Origin of the sequence: Porphyromonas sp. HMSC077F02 (assembly GCF_001815465.1) — a bacterium.
Taxonomy (GTDB): domain Bacteria; phylum Bacteroidota; class Bacteroidia; order Bacteroidales; family Porphyromonadaceae; genus Porphyromonas_A; species Porphyromonas_A somerae.
In genome coordinates, this window is the sequence record NZ_KV820633.1 from 15,551 (window position 1) to 33,224 (window position 17,674).

At 47.9% G+C, this 17,674-nt stretch carries 15 protein-coding genes; all 15 read left to right on the plus strand.

The features are described from left to right. The first annotated feature begins 340 nt into the window (after window positions 1-340). On the plus strand, window positions 341-658 hold the full coding sequence (rplU, locus tag HMPREF3027_RS01770; protein WP_070706540.1) for a 50S ribosomal protein L21: 318 nt from the start codon (window positions 341-343) through the stop codon (window positions 656-658). 25 nt (window positions 659-683) lie between these two features. After that, the gene (rpmA, locus tag HMPREF3027_RS01775; protein WP_018027722.1) at window positions 684-935 is read left to right on the plus strand and encodes a 50S ribosomal protein L27; all 252 of its coding nucleotides are present in this window, start codon (window positions 684-686) and stop codon (window positions 933-935) included. A gap of 30 nt (window positions 936-965) precedes the next feature. Further along, window positions 966-1,559: a C40 family peptidase gene (locus HMPREF3027_RS01780; protein ID WP_246830505.1), complete on the plus strand. Its 594-nt coding sequence runs from the start codon at window positions 966-968 to the stop codon at window positions 1,557-1,559. Window positions 1,560-1,565: 6 nt separating this feature from the next. Beyond that, entirely contained in the window at window positions 1,566-2,912 is a 1,347-nt protein-coding gene (locus HMPREF3027_RS01785; RefSeq protein WP_070706544.1) for an ATP-dependent DNA helicase, read from the plus strand. Beyond that, window positions 2,902-3,579: an inorganic diphosphatase gene (locus tag HMPREF3027_RS01790; RefSeq protein ID WP_070706546.1), complete on the plus strand. Its 678-nt coding sequence runs from the start codon at window positions 2,902-2,904 to the stop codon at window positions 3,577-3,579. The genes HMPREF3027_RS01785 and HMPREF3027_RS01790 overlap by 11 nt, the downstream gene beginning before the upstream one ends. After that, window positions 3,558-4,319: an RNA methyltransferase gene (locus HMPREF3027_RS01795; RefSeq protein ID WP_070706548.1), complete on the plus strand. Its 762-nt coding sequence runs from the start codon at window positions 3,558-3,560 to the stop codon at window positions 4,317-4,319. Before HMPREF3027_RS01790 ends, HMPREF3027_RS01795 begins: the two co-directional genes overlap by 22 nt. Before the next feature lie 3 nt (window positions 4,320-4,322). Beyond that, window positions 4,323-4,979, plus strand: a complete 657-nt coding sequence (locus HMPREF3027_RS01800; RefSeq protein WP_070706550.1) for a peptidylprolyl isomerase — start codon at window positions 4,323-4,325, stop codon at window positions 4,977-4,979. A gap of 5 nt (window positions 4,980-4,984) precedes the next feature. Next, window positions 4,985-6,049, plus strand: coding sequence for an acyltransferase family protein (locus tag HMPREF3027_RS01805; protein WP_070706552.1), 1,065 nt, complete (start codon window positions 4,985-4,987; stop codon window positions 6,047-6,049). 74 nt (window positions 6,050-6,123) lie between these two features. Further along, on the plus strand, window positions 6,124-7,551 hold the full coding sequence (locus HMPREF3027_RS01810) for a DUF3078 domain-containing protein (RefSeq protein ID WP_070706554.1): 1,428 nt from the start codon (window positions 6,124-6,126) through the stop codon (window positions 7,549-7,551). 11 nt (window positions 7,552-7,562) lie between these two features. Continuing rightward, window positions 7,563-8,912, plus strand: a complete 1,350-nt coding sequence (locus HMPREF3027_RS01815; protein WP_070706556.1) for a methyltransferase RsmF C-terminal domain-like protein — start codon at window positions 7,563-7,565, stop codon at window positions 8,910-8,912. Beyond that, window positions 8,909-10,063: a lipoprotein N-acyltransferase Lnb domain-containing protein gene (locus HMPREF3027_RS01820; protein WP_070706558.1), complete on the plus strand. Its 1,155-nt coding sequence runs from the start codon at window positions 8,909-8,911 to the stop codon at window positions 10,061-10,063. Before HMPREF3027_RS01815 ends, HMPREF3027_RS01820 begins: the two co-directional genes overlap by 4 nt. After that, complete coding sequence (locus HMPREF3027_RS01825; RefSeq protein WP_070706560.1) at window positions 10,056-11,612, plus strand: alkaline phosphatase family protein; 1,557 nt, start codon at window positions 10,056-10,058, stop codon at window positions 11,610-11,612. Before HMPREF3027_RS01820 ends, HMPREF3027_RS01825 begins: the two co-directional genes overlap by 8 nt. Window positions 11,613-11,653: 41 nt before the next feature. Next, window positions 11,654-14,986, plus strand: coding sequence for a preprotein translocase subunit SecA (gene secA / locus HMPREF3027_RS01830; RefSeq protein ID WP_070706562.1), 3,333 nt, complete (start codon window positions 11,654-11,656; stop codon window positions 14,984-14,986). Between the two features lie 14 nt (window positions 14,987-15,000). Beyond that, window positions 15,001-15,885, plus strand: a complete 885-nt coding sequence (locus HMPREF3027_RS01835; protein WP_070706564.1) for a YicC/YloC family endoribonuclease — start codon at window positions 15,001-15,003, stop codon at window positions 15,883-15,885. 30 nt (window positions 15,886-15,915) lie between these two features. Continuing rightward, the gene (gmk, locus tag HMPREF3027_RS01840) at window positions 15,916-17,091 is read left to right on the plus strand and encodes a guanylate kinase (RefSeq protein WP_070706567.1); all 1,176 of its coding nucleotides are present in this window, start codon (window positions 15,916-15,918) and stop codon (window positions 17,089-17,091) included. Window positions 17,092-17,674 lie beyond the last annotated feature (583 nt).

Below are 17,674 nucleotides of genomic sequence, written 5' to 3' on the forward strand. Positions count from 1 at the left end.
ATATCTCTGCCATTGAGAATCGCTTGGGGGTTATACATATATATAATGTATGGTGCTATAGGTTATGCATTAGAAGGTCTTACTATGAATGACCTCCCCTCGTGGGAGGTCATTCTAGTTTATCACTAGCTTTGGTAATTATAAGTTGTTAATGTTGTACAGAGTATGAGATGTATGACTCTTTCTAATGCGTAACCCCTGTGTGTGGGGCGGGGAATATTTGTGTGGAGAATTATTTTTTGGTATCTTTGCGGGAGTTATTCCGTGTTGGGTTTTGTAAGGGGTGCTGAAAAGGTGGCACACACCCACTGGGTATCATATAGAAATCGGATTTTAGATTATGTACGGGATCGTAGAGATTCAAGGACAGCAATTCAAGGTAGAGAAGGATCAGAAGCTATTTGTACATCACATTAAGGATGTTGCCGAGGGTGATTCTCTAGAATTTGAAAAGGTACTGCTCCTCGACCAAGATGGTGAGGTGCGTGTAGGTGCTCCAACAGTGGAGGGTGCTAAGGTGGTTTGCGAAGTGATTCGCCCACTAGTAAAGGGTAAGAAGGTACTTGTATTCCACAAGAAGCGTAGGAAAGGGTATCGCAAGCTGAATGGTCACAGACAGCAGTTTACCCAGCTTAGCGTGAAGGAGATTGTAGGATAATCAAAAAGGAAGAAAGGAAAGAGAAATGGCACATAAAAAAGGTGTAGGTAGCTCTAAGAACGGACGCGAGTCGGAAAGCAAACGACTTGGCGTGAAGAAGTTTGGCGGTGAGTTTGTAAAGGCTGGTAATATCATCGTTCGCCAGCGTGGCACAAAGCATCACCCAGGTACTAACGTAGGAATGGGTAAGGATCATACACTTTATGCCCTTGTAGATGGCAAGGTGGTCTTTACTACTCACAAGGGAGATAGGTCTAAAGTCTCTATTGAGGCTTAACCCCCTTTAACTCTGAGTGCGAGGGTGATCTTGAATCACCACATAGGCCATAAGTGGCTAAGAATATGGTTGGCGGTGCTACTCATCATGGCGATGGGAAGCACCTCCTGCCGTACTTATAGGGAGCCAGTGAGGAGAGTGCTTCTTCCCTCTGACCCTATCTCAAGGGAGATCTGCCCAATGGAGGCACAGGAGCTAGCCTCGGAACTTTCCAAAGACCTAAGAATCAATATTGAGCTACCGGAGGATAACCTGGAGCTCTACAGCTTTGCCGATGAGTGGAAGGGGACTCCCTACCGCTTTGGTGGCACTTCTAGGAAAGGGACCGACTGCAGTGGCTTTGTCTGGCAACTTTATAAGGCGGTCTATAATATGGATCTTGGGCGTCACTCATCTGCCACACTGATGGCCAACAGTCGGAGGGTGGATAAGCGTCACTTGAATGAGGGAGACTTGGTCTTTTTCAATATCAACAATCGTCGCGGTGGTAGAGCTAGCCATGTGGGGGTCTACCTAAAGAATGATCTATTTGTGCACGCGACGACCAAGCAGGGTGTGATCATCAGCAGTCTCAACGAACCATACTACAGACGCACCTATATAGGGGGAGGCAGGGTGCTGTGACCAGCTATGAGGGAGAGCGTAAGGAAGCCGACACGGGAGCAGAGTGAAGTACTTACCGAAGCGGTGAGCTATCTATCGGCTTCAGACCATAGCACTCTTTTGCTCGAGGGATCGGCAGGGACTGGTAAGACCACCTTGATTGCTTGGATCGTCGAAGCTCTCCAATCGAAGCTCAAAAAGGCAACGGGGAAAAGCTACAAAGCAATCATGACCGCCCCGACCAATAAAGCGGTGGAGGTACTTAGGGAGAAGGGAGCTATTAACCAAGCGACCTACACGGACTACTGCACACTCCACTCGGCACTTCGTCTCCGTTACTCTATTGACGAAAAGAGTGGTGCGGAGATCTTTACTCCTGATAAAAGCAACAGAGAAAACAAGCTTGGTGGTGCCACCATCTTGGTAGTGGATGAGGCGTCGATGATCGGGGCAGACTTGCTCCAATATGTAGAGGAGCGAATCGAAGAGGAGCGCCACCTGAAGGTAATCTTTATTGGGGACATCAAGCAGCTACCCCCTGTCAATGAGGATACTTCTCCTATTTTCACCAAAGGATATTATCGGCTTTCGCTGAAGGAAATCATACGTCAGGCGGCAGAAAATCCAATTATTCCTCTCTCCAACGATATCTACCAGCTAAATAACTTCCAGGATCATGTGAATGCGGAAGGGCTGGGCTATTCTTATACCAAGAATCGGTCGGCGATTATCCGCCATTTTGCGAGGCATCGTGACGACTTGGGGATACGCTATCTAGGGTATACCAATGCCTGCGTTAATGCCTTTAATGAAGAGGTGAGGAGAGAGATATTTCACCAGCCTAATAAGATAGAAATAGGCGAAACGATCATCTTTGACCGCCCTTATGAGGTGGTGGAGACGGACGACTTTGGAGATCCCTATAAATATGTCTATACCAACAACCAGGAGGTGTTGGTGGAGAATATAGAGGTATGTGACGAGGAGATGGATATCCCGTGGGATAAGAATGGGGGAAAACAAAAGGTTCGCCTAAAGTACTATATGGTGAATGATAGTTTTCCAATCCTACACGAGGAGAGTCAGTTTTTATTTGTCGACCTACTAGAGACACTGCGTAGGAAGGCGATAAATAAGGACTTCTATTGGCGGGATCTCTATGCGACAAGGAATGCCTTTGTCGCCTTCAAGCATCGGTATGCTCTCACGGTTCACAAGGCGCAGGGCTCTACTTACAGGGAGGTTTTTCTAGATTATGATGATATGATGCGCAACAATAGTATCTTGGAGCGAGAAAAGCTATTATATACAGCGATTACTAGAGCATCTAAGCATCTCACTATTTGGACTTCAAGGCTAAGAGATGGAAGGTAGGGAGATAAAACTGGTGCTATTTGATATGGATGGGGTGTTGTTCGATACAATGCCCTATCACGTACGAAGCTGGAAGCAGGTTTCGGACGAGTATGGGATGGAGGCGGAGCAGGATGAATTTTACCTCTATGAGGGGATGCGTGGGGTAGATACGATCGATAAGATCTACCGGAGGACGTTCCAAAAATCGGCCAGCCCCGAACTAATCCAGGAGATCTATCAGCGTAAGACTGCTCTATTCAATGGAGAGGACTTTGAGCTAAAGCTGATTCCGCACACACGGGAGGTGATGCAATTCTTTAAGAAGAAGGGAATAGAGATGGCGGTGGTGACAGGGAGCACCCAAGGGAACGCCTACCCTAGGATCGCGAAAAACTATGCGGAGTATATCCAGCAAGACCACATCATCACGGCGGAGAGTGTGCGAAATGGGAAGCCCCACCCCGACCCTTACTTAATGGGAATGGAGCTATTTGGAACGAAGCCTGAGAATACTATCGTGATCGAAAATGCCCCTCTCGGGGTGAAGAGCGGGCACGATGCAGGTGCCTATGTATTGGCGGTGACGACGGGTCCGATTGGGGAGTATATTATGAGGGAGCAAGGGGCTGATCGGGTCTTCTGCGATATGAAAGCACTACTGGTATGGTGTCGGGACAATCTATAAAATGCATCTCGGAGCGTGAGCGAAAGGTGATCGCCTCTCTCAAGTATGCTAAGTACAGAGCTGAGGAGAGGCTTTTCGTAGCGGAGGGGGTGAAGAGTGTGGAGCTACTTCTGCCACAATTTCAGCTGAAGTGGTTGCTATTTTGTGGCGAGAAGGTGCCTTTTGATGCCCCTGAAGAGTGCTATAGGCTTTGCACTCCACAAGAGCTAAAGAAGCTATCGACGCTCCAAAGTAGGCAAGAGCTGATGGCAGTATTTCACCGTCCGGCAGTGCCTACGCTACCTAAGGAGGCTCGAGGATTGGCGGTGGCACTTGAGGAGGTTCAGGACCCAGGCAACCTCGGCACCATCATTCGTCTTTGCGACTGGCTAGGCATTCAGCACCTCTTTTGTAGCAAGGGGTGTGCCGACCCATTTAATACTAAGACGGTGCAGGCTAGTATGGGGGCTCTGGGGAATGTGACTATTCACGAGGAGGTGGATTTGCTCCACTATCTGCCCCATCACTTTGATGTGATTATGGCAACGAATATGAAGGGGATGGATTATCGCAAAGCCTCAGTGGGGAAGAGTGATCGGGCGGTGCTACTTCTGGGCAATGAGGGGAGAGGACTATCGGAGGATTTGCTACAGATTGCCACCACTTGTCTCACTATACCAAGCGCTTCCTCTGCTGTGAGTGACTCGCTCAATGTATCTATTAGTGCAGCTATTTTACTTTCCAATCTTATAAAACAGTAGTCTATGTTCCGTCGACTTCTTTTATTCACCATGCTACTATTTTCGCTCGGTGCCATGGCACAGGAGCAGGAGTATCAAGTGGAATTCAAGACCAATGTGGGTAAGTTCACCGTAAAACTCTACAATGAAACGCCTCGCCATCGAGACAACTTCCTTGCTCTGGTGAGGGAAGGGGCCTACGACAATCTCCTTTTCCATAGAGTGATTAAAAACTTTATGGTGCAAGCAGGTGGGGATGCTCGAGAGCCCTACAAAAAGAGGTATGAAGCACTCAAGGCAAGGCACTCGGAGATGATACCGGCGGAGATAAGATACCCTCAGCTATACCACAAGAGGGGAGCACTTGCAGCCGCTCGAATCGGGGATGAGGAGAATCCCGACAAGGCGAGCGACCCGATAGAGTTTTATATCGTGATTGGGGAATTTTACCTTGAGAAGGAGCTGAAAGCCTACGAAACAGAGGAGCGTGGTGAGATGCCTGCTGAGGTGAAGCAACGATATATGACGGAAGGGGGCACCCCGCATCTGGACAATGAATACACGGTCTTCGGCGAACTGGTGGACGGCTTTAAGACTATTGATAAGATCCAAAATAGAGAAACAGGCGAAAATAATCGACCACTTAAGGAGATCTACATCATCTCCGCCAAAATCCTGTAACGCTTATGAAAATAACTGACGCCATAAAAGTCCTCCGCTTTCCACTAGCTGTGCTAGTGGTTTACATACACTATGCTCCTTTCCAGCGTGTAGATTTATGGGCATTAACAGCAGTGGACAGGCCCATTACAACTACTCTCTATACTCTATTTAGCTTTTTAGTTGGCTCAGTGGCTGTACCAATCTTTGTAGCGATATCGGGCTATCTTTATTTCATTAAAATAGGGAATAACTTTAGTCGTGCACAGTATATTAAGCAAAGCCGAAAAAGGGTTTACACATTAGCTATCCCCTACCTCGGATGGATTGCTATTACTTGGATTGCTGGAATTATCTATAATCTGATAAAATACGACACGACCTTTACGCAACTTCTATCAGAAACTTGGCAAAACCTCTACTATATTCTTTGGGCTGGACCGCTATACTTCCCTTTTTACTTTATTCGCGACTTGATCGTGCTGTCGTTGCTTGCCCCATTGTGGCATTGGCTCATAAAGCATACCTCATGGGTATGGCTCGTAGCATCGCTACTATTATACTTCAGCCCTATAGAATTATTTACAGGGTTATCAACCCGACTACTCTTTTATTATTCTTTAGGTGCTTTTTTCGGTATTAAAGGTTATAAAGAGCTAACTATTAGTCGCCCATTAGGTTTCATTTCAATACTAGTCACTATGGTGGCTGCTAGCGTCTACATAATAAAGCCTGTCGCGAGTGCTTGGCATACCCCCTCATTAAAGTTATTTGAAATAGCACTTATAGTGGTACTCCTATTTGGCTTACAAGGAACCGACACTACAAAGCCACCCTTTGCTTGGTGTAAAAAGATGGGCATCTACTCATTTTTCATATACTCTACACATCAAATTTACATCATTAACTTTGCGAGAGGATTTCAGGAAAGAATCCTCACCCACTTTCCTGCACCCCTTGATGACTTACTTAATGTAGTGACTTATATCACTTTCCCTCTAGCTACAGTGGCGATCCTCGTGGTAGCATATAAGATATGGGCTAAGGTGGCACCTCGTTCCCTATCTCTTCTACTGGGTGGTCGAATCTAAAATTTTGCCAACTGAGTAGAGCTTGGTATCTTTGTGATAGTTACATTATCAATCAGTACAAGCAGATATTATATATGAAGATTCTAAGGAAGCTCTTTAGAGCCGCAACATTTATAGGAGTGGGAGTATTGGGTGCATCTCAGCTCTCGGCGCAGGACTTTGCAACCACTCCCGACTTTCTCACCAATATTCTACTCAATGATACCCTGGGGGGTCAACTTAGTTCTGAAGCAAAGAGGATTATTGGTCGCCCATTTGCTCCTGAGAAGCAGACAATTTCTCGTGATCAGCAACGTCTGATGGCTTTTCTGAATGCCCCACGAGTGATGGACGCACACTCCTTTAGCTCGCTATCGATCAATTGGCCAAAGCCACTTGACGTATCTATGGGCAAGGGGGGTATCTGGGATAATATCCTTAAAGACATCTTCAGCCAGCAGGCAGAGAATAGTCGCTTCTACAAGCTCTCGCAAAACTGGCAACAGGCTCAGATGCTGAAGGAGCAAGCAATGCTTAGAAACCCAAAGCTGATACAGCTATCGATCAATGACCTTCCTGAAGCGATAAAGGCAACGGAGATCCAATCGGATGGTTACCAAGGTCAGCTCGCCCACAATGAAGCCCCTCAAATCAATGTAGAAAATAATAATATCATCACTGAAAAGGTGGCACGGAAGTATTGGTGGCATAACTTTGAAGGAAGTGCTCAATTTGCCCAAAACCAAGTCTCTAAAAACTGGCATAAGGGTGGACACAATAGCCTCAATGTCAATGCTAGGCTGTACTACAAAGCAACGTACGAAAAGGATATTGTGAAGTGGGTCAATGAGCTTGAATACCGCATTGGTCTCTTCACCAATGATATTGGCACTGACGAGAAACTTCAGCTCAAAATAGGGGAGGATATATTCCGAGCCTATACCAACCTCGGTGTTAAAGCATTTGACCACTGGTACTACACGGTATCGGCTCAGCTTCGTAGCCAAGCTCTTAAAAACACCGATGCAGAAGGAAATGTGATCACACGTCCATTTGCACCAATCAGTATTGATGGAGGTCTCGGTATGAAGTACGACCTAGACCTAAAGAAGTTTAGAGGCAACCCTTTTGCAAGGTTTAGATTTAGTGCCAACATCGCTCCTGTCGGTATGGACTTTGTATACAGCTACAGCGATGATATTGATAAGGGACGTATCGGTCTCCAGCCCGATCAAAAGTATCGTTTCCGCTACGGCTCCTCGGTACGATTGGACCTCAATTGGGACTTTTCGTCATCACTTAATTGGACGTCACGACTATTCTACAACACTTCCTACAAGCACGTGGAAATGGAGTTTGACAACACCCTTAGCTACTCATTCAATCAGTTCTTTAGCCTAAGGATGACCCTCAATACGCGCTTTGATGATAGCGTGATACTACCAGCCGGTGATGTAAAGAACTTCAAAAACCTTCTGCAGTACAATGAGCTACTCAGCATAGGATTTGCTTACAAGATCTAAGCCAACTCTCTATGCTTACGCTACCGGAGGGCTTTGAAAAGCGTTTTGCCAAACAGTTTGGTGCGGAGGTACTTTCCCAATTGAGCCAAGCACTAGCTACTCCATTGGCATCCTCTATACGGCTCCACCCAGCCAAGAGCTTTCGGAGTAGCTTGCGTGCTGTGCCTTGGTGTTCGTTGGGTCGGTATGTTGATGACGCCGTCCTTTTTGGTGCAGACCCACTTTGGCATGCAGGCGCATACTACGTACAGGAGGCTTCGTCGATGGTTTTGGCTCAGTTCATCCAGCAACTTCATCTTTCCCCGTCACGGGCTATTGACTTATGTGCTGCACCTGGGGGCAAAAGTAGCCTATTGAGGAGCTACCTTCCTACCGACACGCTACTCATCTCCAATGAGATAGATACCAAGCGTGCTCAGATACTTCTCGAAAACCTTACCCGCTACGGACTAGAGGAGACCATCGTCACCTCGGCCTCTCCACAAAAGCTAAGCGCTACGGGGATAATGGCCGACCTGATATTGGTGGATGCTCCTTGCTCGGGTGAGGGAATGTTTAGAAAGGAGCCAGCCGCAATTGAAAATTGGTCGGAAGCGAATATCGCACTCTGCACGCAAAGGCAACGGGAGATCCTAGACGAGGCGTGGATGATGCTGGAAGAGGGAGGGCACCTAATATATAGCACCTGCACCTACAACAGGGATGAAAATGAGGAACAACTCCACTACCTCCAAAGTAAATATCCACTTAAGTTGATGCGCATTGACCTTCCAACGGAATGGGGTATTTGGGAGCGAGAGGAGGGCGTTTATAGTCTGATGCCACATCGTGTTGAGGGTGAAGGGCTGACCATTTTTGCCGTAGAGAAGTGCGGGGGAGACACGACACAAAAGACAGGGAAACCTCAAACAACTAGCATCATACCACCATTGCTCACATCACAATTCGAGCGAGAAAACCTATATGAGCACCACGGTACGTGGTATCATCTCAGCAAAGCTGGGCAAGAGGTATTATCATTGCTCAAAGGGGTACAAGTACTCACGGGGGGCGTGCCACTTGGGACACAAAAGGGCAAAGACTTTCTCCCGGCACACAGCTGGGCGAGCAGTGCACCATTGGCAACCAAAGCCCCCTTTCCAAGATATGAAGCGACCGATGAGGAGGTGCTTCGTTTCCTAAAGCGGGAGGTGCTTAACATTGAGAGCGAGCGTGGGATTAATCTCCTTACTTATCAAGACATCCCACTTGGCTTTATCAAGCAGGTAGTGAATAGAGCTAATAACCTTTATCCACGACACTTGGCTCTCCGTAATAGCTCATTAACCACAAAAGAGATTCCCAATTGGACAACCTTATGATAAAGAAATACCTACTACTCATCACTCTACTCCTGGGCTTGTCTAATGCCCATGCAGAAGCCCCTCGGATCAGTCTGCTCACTTGCGGACCTACCGACGAGTATGTGTTTTATCTTTATGGGCACACGGCTCTACGCGTACAGTACGGAGATACCGACTTGGTGTATAATTATGGTTACTTCTCCCTGGATCAGAAAAACTTCCTTATCAACTTTATGATTGGTAAGCCAATGTACTCACTAGGGGTGACCACATTTCAAGACTTTCTTTGGGAGTACGCGGCACAAGGAAGAGAAGTAGTAGAGCAAGAGCTTGCCCTCACCGATGAGGAGGCAACGCTACTATCGGACAAGCTCAATTGGAATGCGCTGCCGGAGAATAGAGACTATCAGTACAATTTCTATTTTGATAATTGCGCCACCCGCCCTAGAGATATGATTGAAGAGGCGGTAGGTGGACTTAAGTATGATTTTTCTTTAGACCAACTTCCTACATTTAGAGAGGCGATTAGGGGCAAAAGCCACTCTGCCGTTTGGTACACTCTAGGAGCTGATATCTGCCTTGGCTGGAAGAGTGACCGACAGATGAGCCTTAGGGACGCCGGCTTTTTACCAGAGTTATTGGCCCAAGAAATGGACACTGCGCGACGTGCTGACACTGGCGAACTATTAGTGACCAATAAGACTACATGGGTGCCACAAACAAAAGTCATCAATAACCCTGTGGAGAAGTGCCATTTCCCGCTCATTGTCTTTCTTTTGGTTGGGCTCTACCTCTATCTACTCAAGTGGGGCAAATGGGATAAAGCACGGATTGTAAGTGAGAGGGTGCTATATGCGCTACTGGCCATTGGTGGAGTGACTGTTTGGTTTTTAGCTCTCTTCTCTGAGCACCCACACACTTGGCCCAATGCCAATATGCTATTCCTACATCCCTTTTGGCTTTGGTTGGTATTCACCCATGGCAGGAAAAACTGTCATAGTTCCAATAAGTGGCTCTATTTTTGTAACTTTGTAGCCATAGCTCTCTACCTTCTATCAAGTACCTTCCAAAGGCTACCAATAGACCTTCCAGTACTGGCATTGGTAGTGGCGTGGAATCAGATAGATAGATGGAGAGCCTGCAGAAATGAGGCACGTACAGATGAATAAGTTACTTACAGGGCTAGTCTCGCTCTTTACCCTTTGTCAGGTGGGTGTGCTACAGGCACAGACCCCCCGATTGGTGCTACTCATCACCGTGGAGGAGCTCCGAAGCGACCTACTCGAGGAGCTCTCTAAGGAGATGCCCCACGATGGGGTTAATCGCTTGCTTGCCAAGGGAAGGGTCTACAGCGAAGTTCAATCCCCTCTGCTGAGTGCCGATGCAACTGCCTCTGAAGCTATCATTCATACAGGAGCACTTGCTTCGGCTACTGGTATTTCTGAGCGACAGCCAACCCTGAAGGAGCGAAGCGGGAGGAGAGTCCCAACGAACTCTATTTTTCAAGACAAGAACTACCTAGGCTATGCCACTTCTGGCAACTATTCGCCTTTGGCCCTCACCTCACCTACCCTCGGGGATAATCTCAAAAGCGCCTATGGCTCTAAATCGCTCGTCTATAGCATAGCTCCTCGGGCAGAGGAGGCGATTATCGGGGCTGGTGTCTATGGCGATGCTGCTTACTGGATTGATGGGTACTCCGCCAGATGGGCCAGCAGCACCTACTACTCTAGGGAGTTCCCTTGGTATATTGATAAAACCAACTCTGGTACTTCATCTCTGCCAGCACGGCTAAGCAGTGGAATAACGTGGCAACCTCTATCAACACAATCTCGTATTCCTACTGCTAGTTCCTTTAACCATAGTTTCCGCAAGACAACAAGCGACATTGCGGACTTTAAGGATAGCCCACTCGTTAATGACGAAGTGGTTGCACTCGTCCGAAAACTCTTTGAAAGCTCCCAGCTAGGTAAGGACGAGACGCCCGACCTTCTTTCGCTTCACCTCACGGTAGGCAATGCCAATAAAGCGGTTCAAGGCCTCTCAAGAGAGACTATTGAGAGCTACTTCCGTCTGGATCGAACCATTGCTTCGTTGCTACAATTAGTTGATGCCAAGTCCACCCTTGTTATCCTAACAGGGAATGGCATGTCGAGAGAATATTCTCCTACTGTTATAGACGATCGCAGGCTATTCAAGCCCGATCGTTGCCTAGCACTAGTCAATATGTACCTGCATGCAGAGTATGGGGTGCAAGGACTAGTAGAGGAGATCACCCCTACTGGGGCGGTCTATCTCAATAGAGAAATCATCAAAAGCAATCCAAAGCTTCACCTCAAAGAGATTCAAAGTGCTGTAAGTGACTTTCTGCTTGAGTTTAGTGGCATCTCTTACGCCATTGAGGAGCATCGGTTGCGAGATCAAGCGATTGCCAATAGCGACAATGCTACATGGCTCACAGCACTTAATAGTGCCACAAATTCCAATCGGCCCGATGTGATCTTCGGTCTGCTTCCCAGTTGGACAGCCCAAGATCTTTCGACCGAAAGAGGAGTCGCTAAGTACCAAATGACGGCGACCACTACCACTACTGTAATTATGTACCCCAGCGTTGAGGCTGAAAAGATAGATACCCCACTCGATCTCCGAGAAGTCTCTACCAAGATTGCGTGGATTCTCCGAATCAGACCACCCACGCCACGCTCTATTTTGAGATAGCAACAACGAATGAAATAAGATAATAGACAACAACGATATATATGGGATTTTTAGACTTTATTACCAAGATATTTGGCAACAAATCACAGCGAGACCTCAAAGAGATTACTCCGATAGTAGATAAAATTAAGGAGCAGTACGAGCAGGTGAAAGCGCTATCTCACGATCAACTTCGTGAGCGTACGGCACAAATTCGCCAAGGCATCCAAGATGAGGTGAAGCCAGAGCGACAGCAGATCCAAGAGCTTAAGAATGGAATTGACGAGCTGGATCTCTCGGAGCGTGAAGCAGCATGGGAGCAGATTGATAAGCTAGAGGAGACGATCCTCGATAAGATGGAAGGAAAACTCAATGAGGTACTACCCGAAGTCTTTGCCATTGTCAAGAGTACAGCACAGCGTTTTGCCGACAACGAGGAGATTACGGTCACCGCGACACAGTTTGACCGTGACCTCTCCGTCAATCATGACTTCGTACGCATAGAAGGCGATAAGGCGATCTACAAGAATGAGTGGATGGCAGGGGGCAACCTCACCAAGTGGGATATGGTCCACTACGACGTGCAGCTCATCGGAGGTGTGGTATTGCACCAAGGTAAGATTGCCGAGATGGCAACTGGAGAGGGTAAGACCTTAGTGGCCACTCTTCCAGTATTCCTCAATGCCCTTACTGGCAACGGAGTGCACGTGGTGACCGTCAACGACTACCTCTCTAAGCGTGACGCCGAGTGGATGGGACCTATCTATATGTTCCATGGCATCAGCGTAGATTGTATCGATAAGTATCAGCCCAACTCACCGGAGCGCCTTCGTGCCTACAATTGTGATATCACTTTCGGCACCAACAATGAATTTGGCTTTGACTACCTTCGTGATAATATGGCTCGCACCCCTGCCGACCTCGTGCAGCGGAAGCACAATTACGCCATTGTCGATGAGGTCGACTCAGTGCTTATTGACGATGCTCGTACCCCACTCATCATCTCAGGTCCAGTAGAGAGTAAGGGCGACCAGATGTTTGAGGAGTTCAGAGGCGATGTGGAGTTGGTAGTCAATGCACAGAAAACCCTTGCCAGCCGTCTGCTCACCGAGGCACGCAAGCAAATTGCCAGCGAAGATAAGAAGGAGCGTGAAGAGGGATTCCTCAAGCTCTATCGTAGCTTTAAGGGACTACCCAAAAACAAAGCCCTCATCAAGTACCTCAGCGAGGAGGGCATCAAGGCAGGTATGCTAGATACCGAGGCGATCTATATGGCCGACAATAACCGTCAAATGCACATCGTCACCGATGACCTTTACTTCGTAATTGATGAGAAGAATAATCAGATAGAGCTCACCGATAAGGGTATTGATCTTCTTTCGGGTAAAAACGAAGACCCAACCTTCTTCGTCCTACCAGATATTGCTTCTCAATTGTCGGCTCTAGAGAATGAATCCCTCACAGAGGCTGAAAAGAGTGAGAAGAAAGATCAGCTCCTCACCGATTACTCTATCAAGAGTGAGCGTGTACACACTGTGCAGCAGCTACTTAAGGCCTACACCCTCTTCGAGCGTGACGACCAATATGTGGTGATGGATAATAAGGTGATGATTGTGGATGAGCAGACAGGCCGTATCATGGATGGTCGCCGCTACTCCGATGGGCTCCACCAAGCTATTGAGGCAAAGGAGCATGTAAAGGTAGAGGCAGCCTCTCAGACCAAGGCAACCATCACACTCCAAAACTACTTCCGTATGTACCACAAGCTGGCAGGTATGACAGGTACCGCCGAGACTGAGGCTAAGGAGTTTTGGGATATCTACAAACTAGATGTGGTGGTGATTCCAACCAATAGACCTATTGCTCGTATCGATGAGAACGACCGTATCTACAAGACCGCTCGAGCAAAGTATGCCGCTATTATCGATGAGATTGAGCGACTAATCGGCGAGGGACGCCCAGTCCTTGTTGGTACCACCTCGGTAGAGACCTCCGAGTTGCTCAGCAAGATGCTCACACTCCGTAAGATTCCTCACCAAGTCCTCAATGCCAAGCTCCACCAAAAGGAGGCAGAGATTGTGGCAGAGGCAGGTAAGAAGAGTACCGTCACCATCGCCACCAACATGGCGGGTCGTGGTACCGATATCAAGCTCTCCCCTGAGGTGAAAGAGGCTGGTGGTCTCGCCATTATCGGCACCGAGCGTCACGAGAGCCGTCGTGTAGATAGACAGCTACGTGGTCGTGCTGGTCGTCAGGGCGACCCTGGTTCGTCAGTTTTCTTCATCTCCTTTGAGGATAAGTTGATGCGTCTATTTGGTTCTGATAGAATGGCTAGGATCCTTTCTACTATGGGACTAAAGGATGACGATATGCTAGAGAGCAAGCAACTATCCAAGCAGGTAGAGAACGCACAGAAGAAAGTAGAGGAGAATAACTACGGAGTCCGTAAGCATCTGCTTGACTACGACGACGTAAAGAATGCACAGCGTAAGGTCATCTACACTCGTCGTAATCACGCTCTGATGGGCGAGCGTATTGGCTTAGACGTACTCAACACCCTTACCCAGACGGCAGAAAGCCTTACCGATGGTGCTCCAGATATACCTTTTGAAGAGTTTAAGCAAAGTGTCTTCAAGGCCTTCTCCACCGAGCTACCTATCACCGAGGAGCAGTACAGGCGTAGTAATCCAGACCAGTTGGTAGATGCCATCATGGAGGAGGTGATTGCCAACCTCAAGCGTCGCTCGGAACGTATGGCCGAAGTGACCTACCCTGTACTCAAAGCCTTCTACGAGCAGCATGGCGATAATGTAGAGCGTATTGCTATACCAGTGACTGATGGCCGTCTTGGATACAACGTAGTTACCAACCTCAAGGAGGCGGTAGAGACCGAGGGCAAGAGTGTTGCCAAAGCATTCCAAAAGACCATTCTTCTCTACACCATTGATGAGGCATGGGAGCGTCACCTACTCGCCATGGACGAGCTACAGAATGCGGTTCGCAACGTTTCTTATGAAAATAAAGACCCACTAGTTATCTTCAAGGTAGAGGCTTACGAATTATTCCGCTCTATGGTGATAGAGATGAATCAAAAAGCCTCTGAGATCATCATGCGTGGTCACGTCAATATCGCTCCGCAGCAAGAGGATGAGCAGCGTAGAGTAGAAGTGCGTGAGCAGCGTGAAGACCCACTAGCCAATAGACGCAGACGCTATCAAGAACAAAAGGACGACTATGAGGCAGCACAGCAAGCACGCTATGAGGCTGGTCAAGCCGCAAGCCAACAACCTCAAAAGCAGCAGCCATATATTGCGGAGCAAAAGATTGGTCGCAACGATCCATGCCCTTGTGGAAGTGGAAAGAAGTTCAAGAATTGTCACGGCCGCAACCTTTAATAGATAGATAAGCTATGATACATTCCATGACAGGCTTCGGAAAGGCCGAAGCCTCCACCTCCACCCAGAAGATCGTCGTAGAGATTAGATCTATCAATAGCAAGCAGGCCGATATCAGTCTCCGCTTTCCTCAGGAGATACGCCATATAGAGCTAGCAGCACGCAAGAGGGTTATCCAAAAGCTACAGCGTGGCAAGATTGATATCTTCATCAGCCTTGAGCAGCTACATACGGAGCCCAGCCTACAGCTCAATAGCGAGTTGGGTCAGAAGTACTGGCAACTACTTAAGGAGTTTAGCGAGGAGACCGCCATTCCACTGCCTACCGACCCCATGCGTATGGTACTCAATATGCCAGGGGTGATGAATACCGAGAGCTCCACCTCCGAAAAAGAGACTGAAGACCTCGAGAATATCACCATGCAGGCAGTTGAGGAAGCATGTGATAAGCTCAATGAATTTAGACTACAAGAGGGCAAGTCGCTCTACGATGGCTTCATGAAGAATGCCAAGACCATCGCACAGCTCCTTGATAGTGTAGATCCATACGAAGCTGAGCGAATTACCGAGATTCGGCAAAGGATAGAAGAGGGGCTAAGCAAGTATGTTGATATCGAGTACGACCGCTCTCGCTTGGAGCAAGAGATGATCTACTACATTGAGAAACTAGATGTGAATGAGGAGAAAAATAGGCTTCGCAACCACATCAAGTACTTCATCGAGACCCTCGATCACGAGGAGGTAGGTCAGGGACGCAAGCTCGGCTTTATCGCACAAGAGATGGGCCGAGAGATCAATACCCTAGGCTCCAAGAGCAACCACGCCACGCTCCAACAGATTGTGGTTAAAATGAAAGATGAATTAGAGCAGATCAAGGAACAAGTCCTCAATGTACTCTAACAATCGATACTATACCTATTATATAGCACTATGCCTGGTAAACTGATCATATTCTCCGCCCCTAGTGGCTCAGGGAAGAGTACCATCATCGACCAATTGACCAGCAAGCACGGTCTCCGTGGACACTTCTCCATATCAGCTACCTCCAGAGCCCCTCGTGGAGAGGAGCAAGATGGTATTCACTACCACTTCCTCTCCACAGAGGAGTTTAAGCAACGCATTGACCTAGGAGACTTCCTCGAGTACGAGGAGGTCTACGAAGGTTGCTTCTACGGAACGCTTAGGAGCGAGATAGATGATACCCTCGCACGAGGCGAGACCGCACTACTGGATATCGATGTCAAAGGGGCACTCAATATCAAGAAAGCTTACGGTGACCAAGCGCTCACCCTATTCATACAGCCACCAAGTATCGATACCCTTCGGCAGCGATTGGAATCGCGAGGAACCGACTCCCCCGAGAAGATAGCAGAGCGACTAGCCAAGGCAGAGACCGAGCTGAGCTATGCCCCACTCTTTGATCGCAAAATCATCAATGACCAGCTCGACGTGGCATGCCACGAAGCAGCAGAGATCATTCAGCGGTTTATTGAAGAGGAGAGACGAGTACTACTTTTCCCTGGTTCATTCAACCCTATGCATGTCGGGCATCTCTCACTCGCCAATTATTTGGTTGAGAAGTACTCCGATCGCTTCGATGAGGTATGGCTACTCCTTACACCCGCCAGCCCCTTTAAGGAAGATCGCACACAGCTCCCCACTCCCTTTAGGGCAGAGTGGATTCAGCACCTGATCCAACACTACCCCAAGCTACGCTTGTCACAAGAAGAGGAAGAGCTCACCCCACCCTACTACACCATCAATACCATACGGCATCTCAAGGGAAAGTATCCAAAGACCTCCTTTACCCTCCTAATCGGTGGCGATAGCCTCCTCACCCTTCCCAAGTGGCACAAAGCGGATGAACTCCTCCAAGAGATCCCCATCATCGCCTACCCACGCCCAGAATATAGCGTAGAAGAGGCTCCTCGGGAGGTGAGTGAAAAAGTAGAAGTCCTCAAAGAGGTTCCAACCTTTCATATCTCCAGCACCCGAATCCGTCGGATGCTACTAGAGGGCAAGGCACTCCCCTACCTCCTCGCCACAGAACTCACCCACCCCCTCTACCGAGAGCTCCACTTCCAGCTTCTCCAGCTACAGCATTAAGTTAAAAGAGCCCCCAGCCATTGAAGTGTGGCTGGGGACTCTTTTTTTATGAGGACATTACGAGAAGGCGATCTACTCTACTGTTTATGGTGGTATAGATTTGTTCGACCCACTAAGGTCATAGGCTTGTGGAAATGGCTTTCACGATCGCCCAGTCAATCAGGGATAATGCCCCTCTCTAAGTCCACAAAAAACCTCCATGCTAGTAGGGTAAAAGTTGAGATGCAACTAAGCAATCGGCGAGTTGCAACTAAGCATTTGCCGAGATGCAACAAAGCAAATGCTTAGTTGCATCTCGGCTGATGCCTTTATATAGCACTGAATTCTAGTCGGTTATAAAAGGGGGTCCGTGACCTTATTTTGGACAGCTTTATATCATATTTCACAGCTTGAAATTTCAGAGAGGGAGAAATGGTTATTTTAATATGTTAGCCTGCCCACGACGCGTTAAAAGCTTGTAAATGCAGTGGTTATTTGGTAAGTTTGTAGAGCATTTGGTAAAGTTGTGCCCCTAATCCTTGCCTTTATTGGAATAGTAAGCTAGCGATTTGCCACTATGCTCACCATTCATATACATAATGCT

Coding starts and splice junctions, on each gene's coding strand:
- rplU (WP_070706540.1), top strand. CDS start 341: ATGTACGGGATCGTAGAGATTCAAGGACAGCAATTCAAGGTAGAGAAG.
- rpmA (WP_018027722.1), top strand. CDS start 684: ATGGCACATAAAAAAGGTGTAGGTAGCTCTAAGAACGGACGCGAGTCG.
- HMPREF3027_RS01785 (WP_070706544.1), top strand. CDS start 1,566: ATGAGGGAGAGCGTAAGGAAGCCGACACGGGAGCAGAGTGAAGTACTT.
- HMPREF3027_RS01790 (WP_070706546.1), top strand. CDS start 2,902: ATGGAAGGTAGGGAGATAAAACTGGTGCTATTTGATATGGATGGGGTG.
- HMPREF3027_RS01795 (WP_070706548.1), top strand. CDS start 3,558: ATGGTGTCGGGACAATCTATAAAATGCATCTCGGAGCGTGAGCGAAAG.
- HMPREF3027_RS01800 (WP_070706550.1), top strand. CDS start 4,323: ATGTTCCGTCGACTTCTTTTATTCACCATGCTACTATTTTCGCTCGGT.
- HMPREF3027_RS01805 (WP_070706552.1), top strand. CDS start 4,985: ATGAAAATAACTGACGCCATAAAAGTCCTCCGCTTTCCACTAGCTGTG.
- HMPREF3027_RS01810 (WP_070706554.1), top strand. CDS start 6,124: ATGAAGATTCTAAGGAAGCTCTTTAGAGCCGCAACATTTATAGGAGTG.
- HMPREF3027_RS01815 (WP_070706556.1), top strand. CDS start 7,563: ATGCTTACGCTACCGGAGGGCTTTGAAAAGCGTTTTGCCAAACAGTTT.
- HMPREF3027_RS01820 (WP_070706558.1), top strand. CDS start 8,909: ATGATAAAGAAATACCTACTACTCATCACTCTACTCCTGGGCTTGTCT.
- HMPREF3027_RS01825 (WP_070706560.1), top strand. CDS start 10,056: ATGAATAAGTTACTTACAGGGCTAGTCTCGCTCTTTACCCTTTGTCAG.
- secA (WP_070706562.1), top strand. CDS start 11,654: ATGGGATTTTTAGACTTTATTACCAAGATATTTGGCAACAAATCACAG.
- HMPREF3027_RS01835 (WP_070706564.1), top strand. CDS start 15,001: ATGATACATTCCATGACAGGCTTCGGAAAGGCCGAAGCCTCCACCTCC.
- gmk (WP_070706567.1), top strand. CDS start 15,916: ATGCCTGGTAAACTGATCATATTCTCCGCCCCTAGTGGCTCAGGGAAG.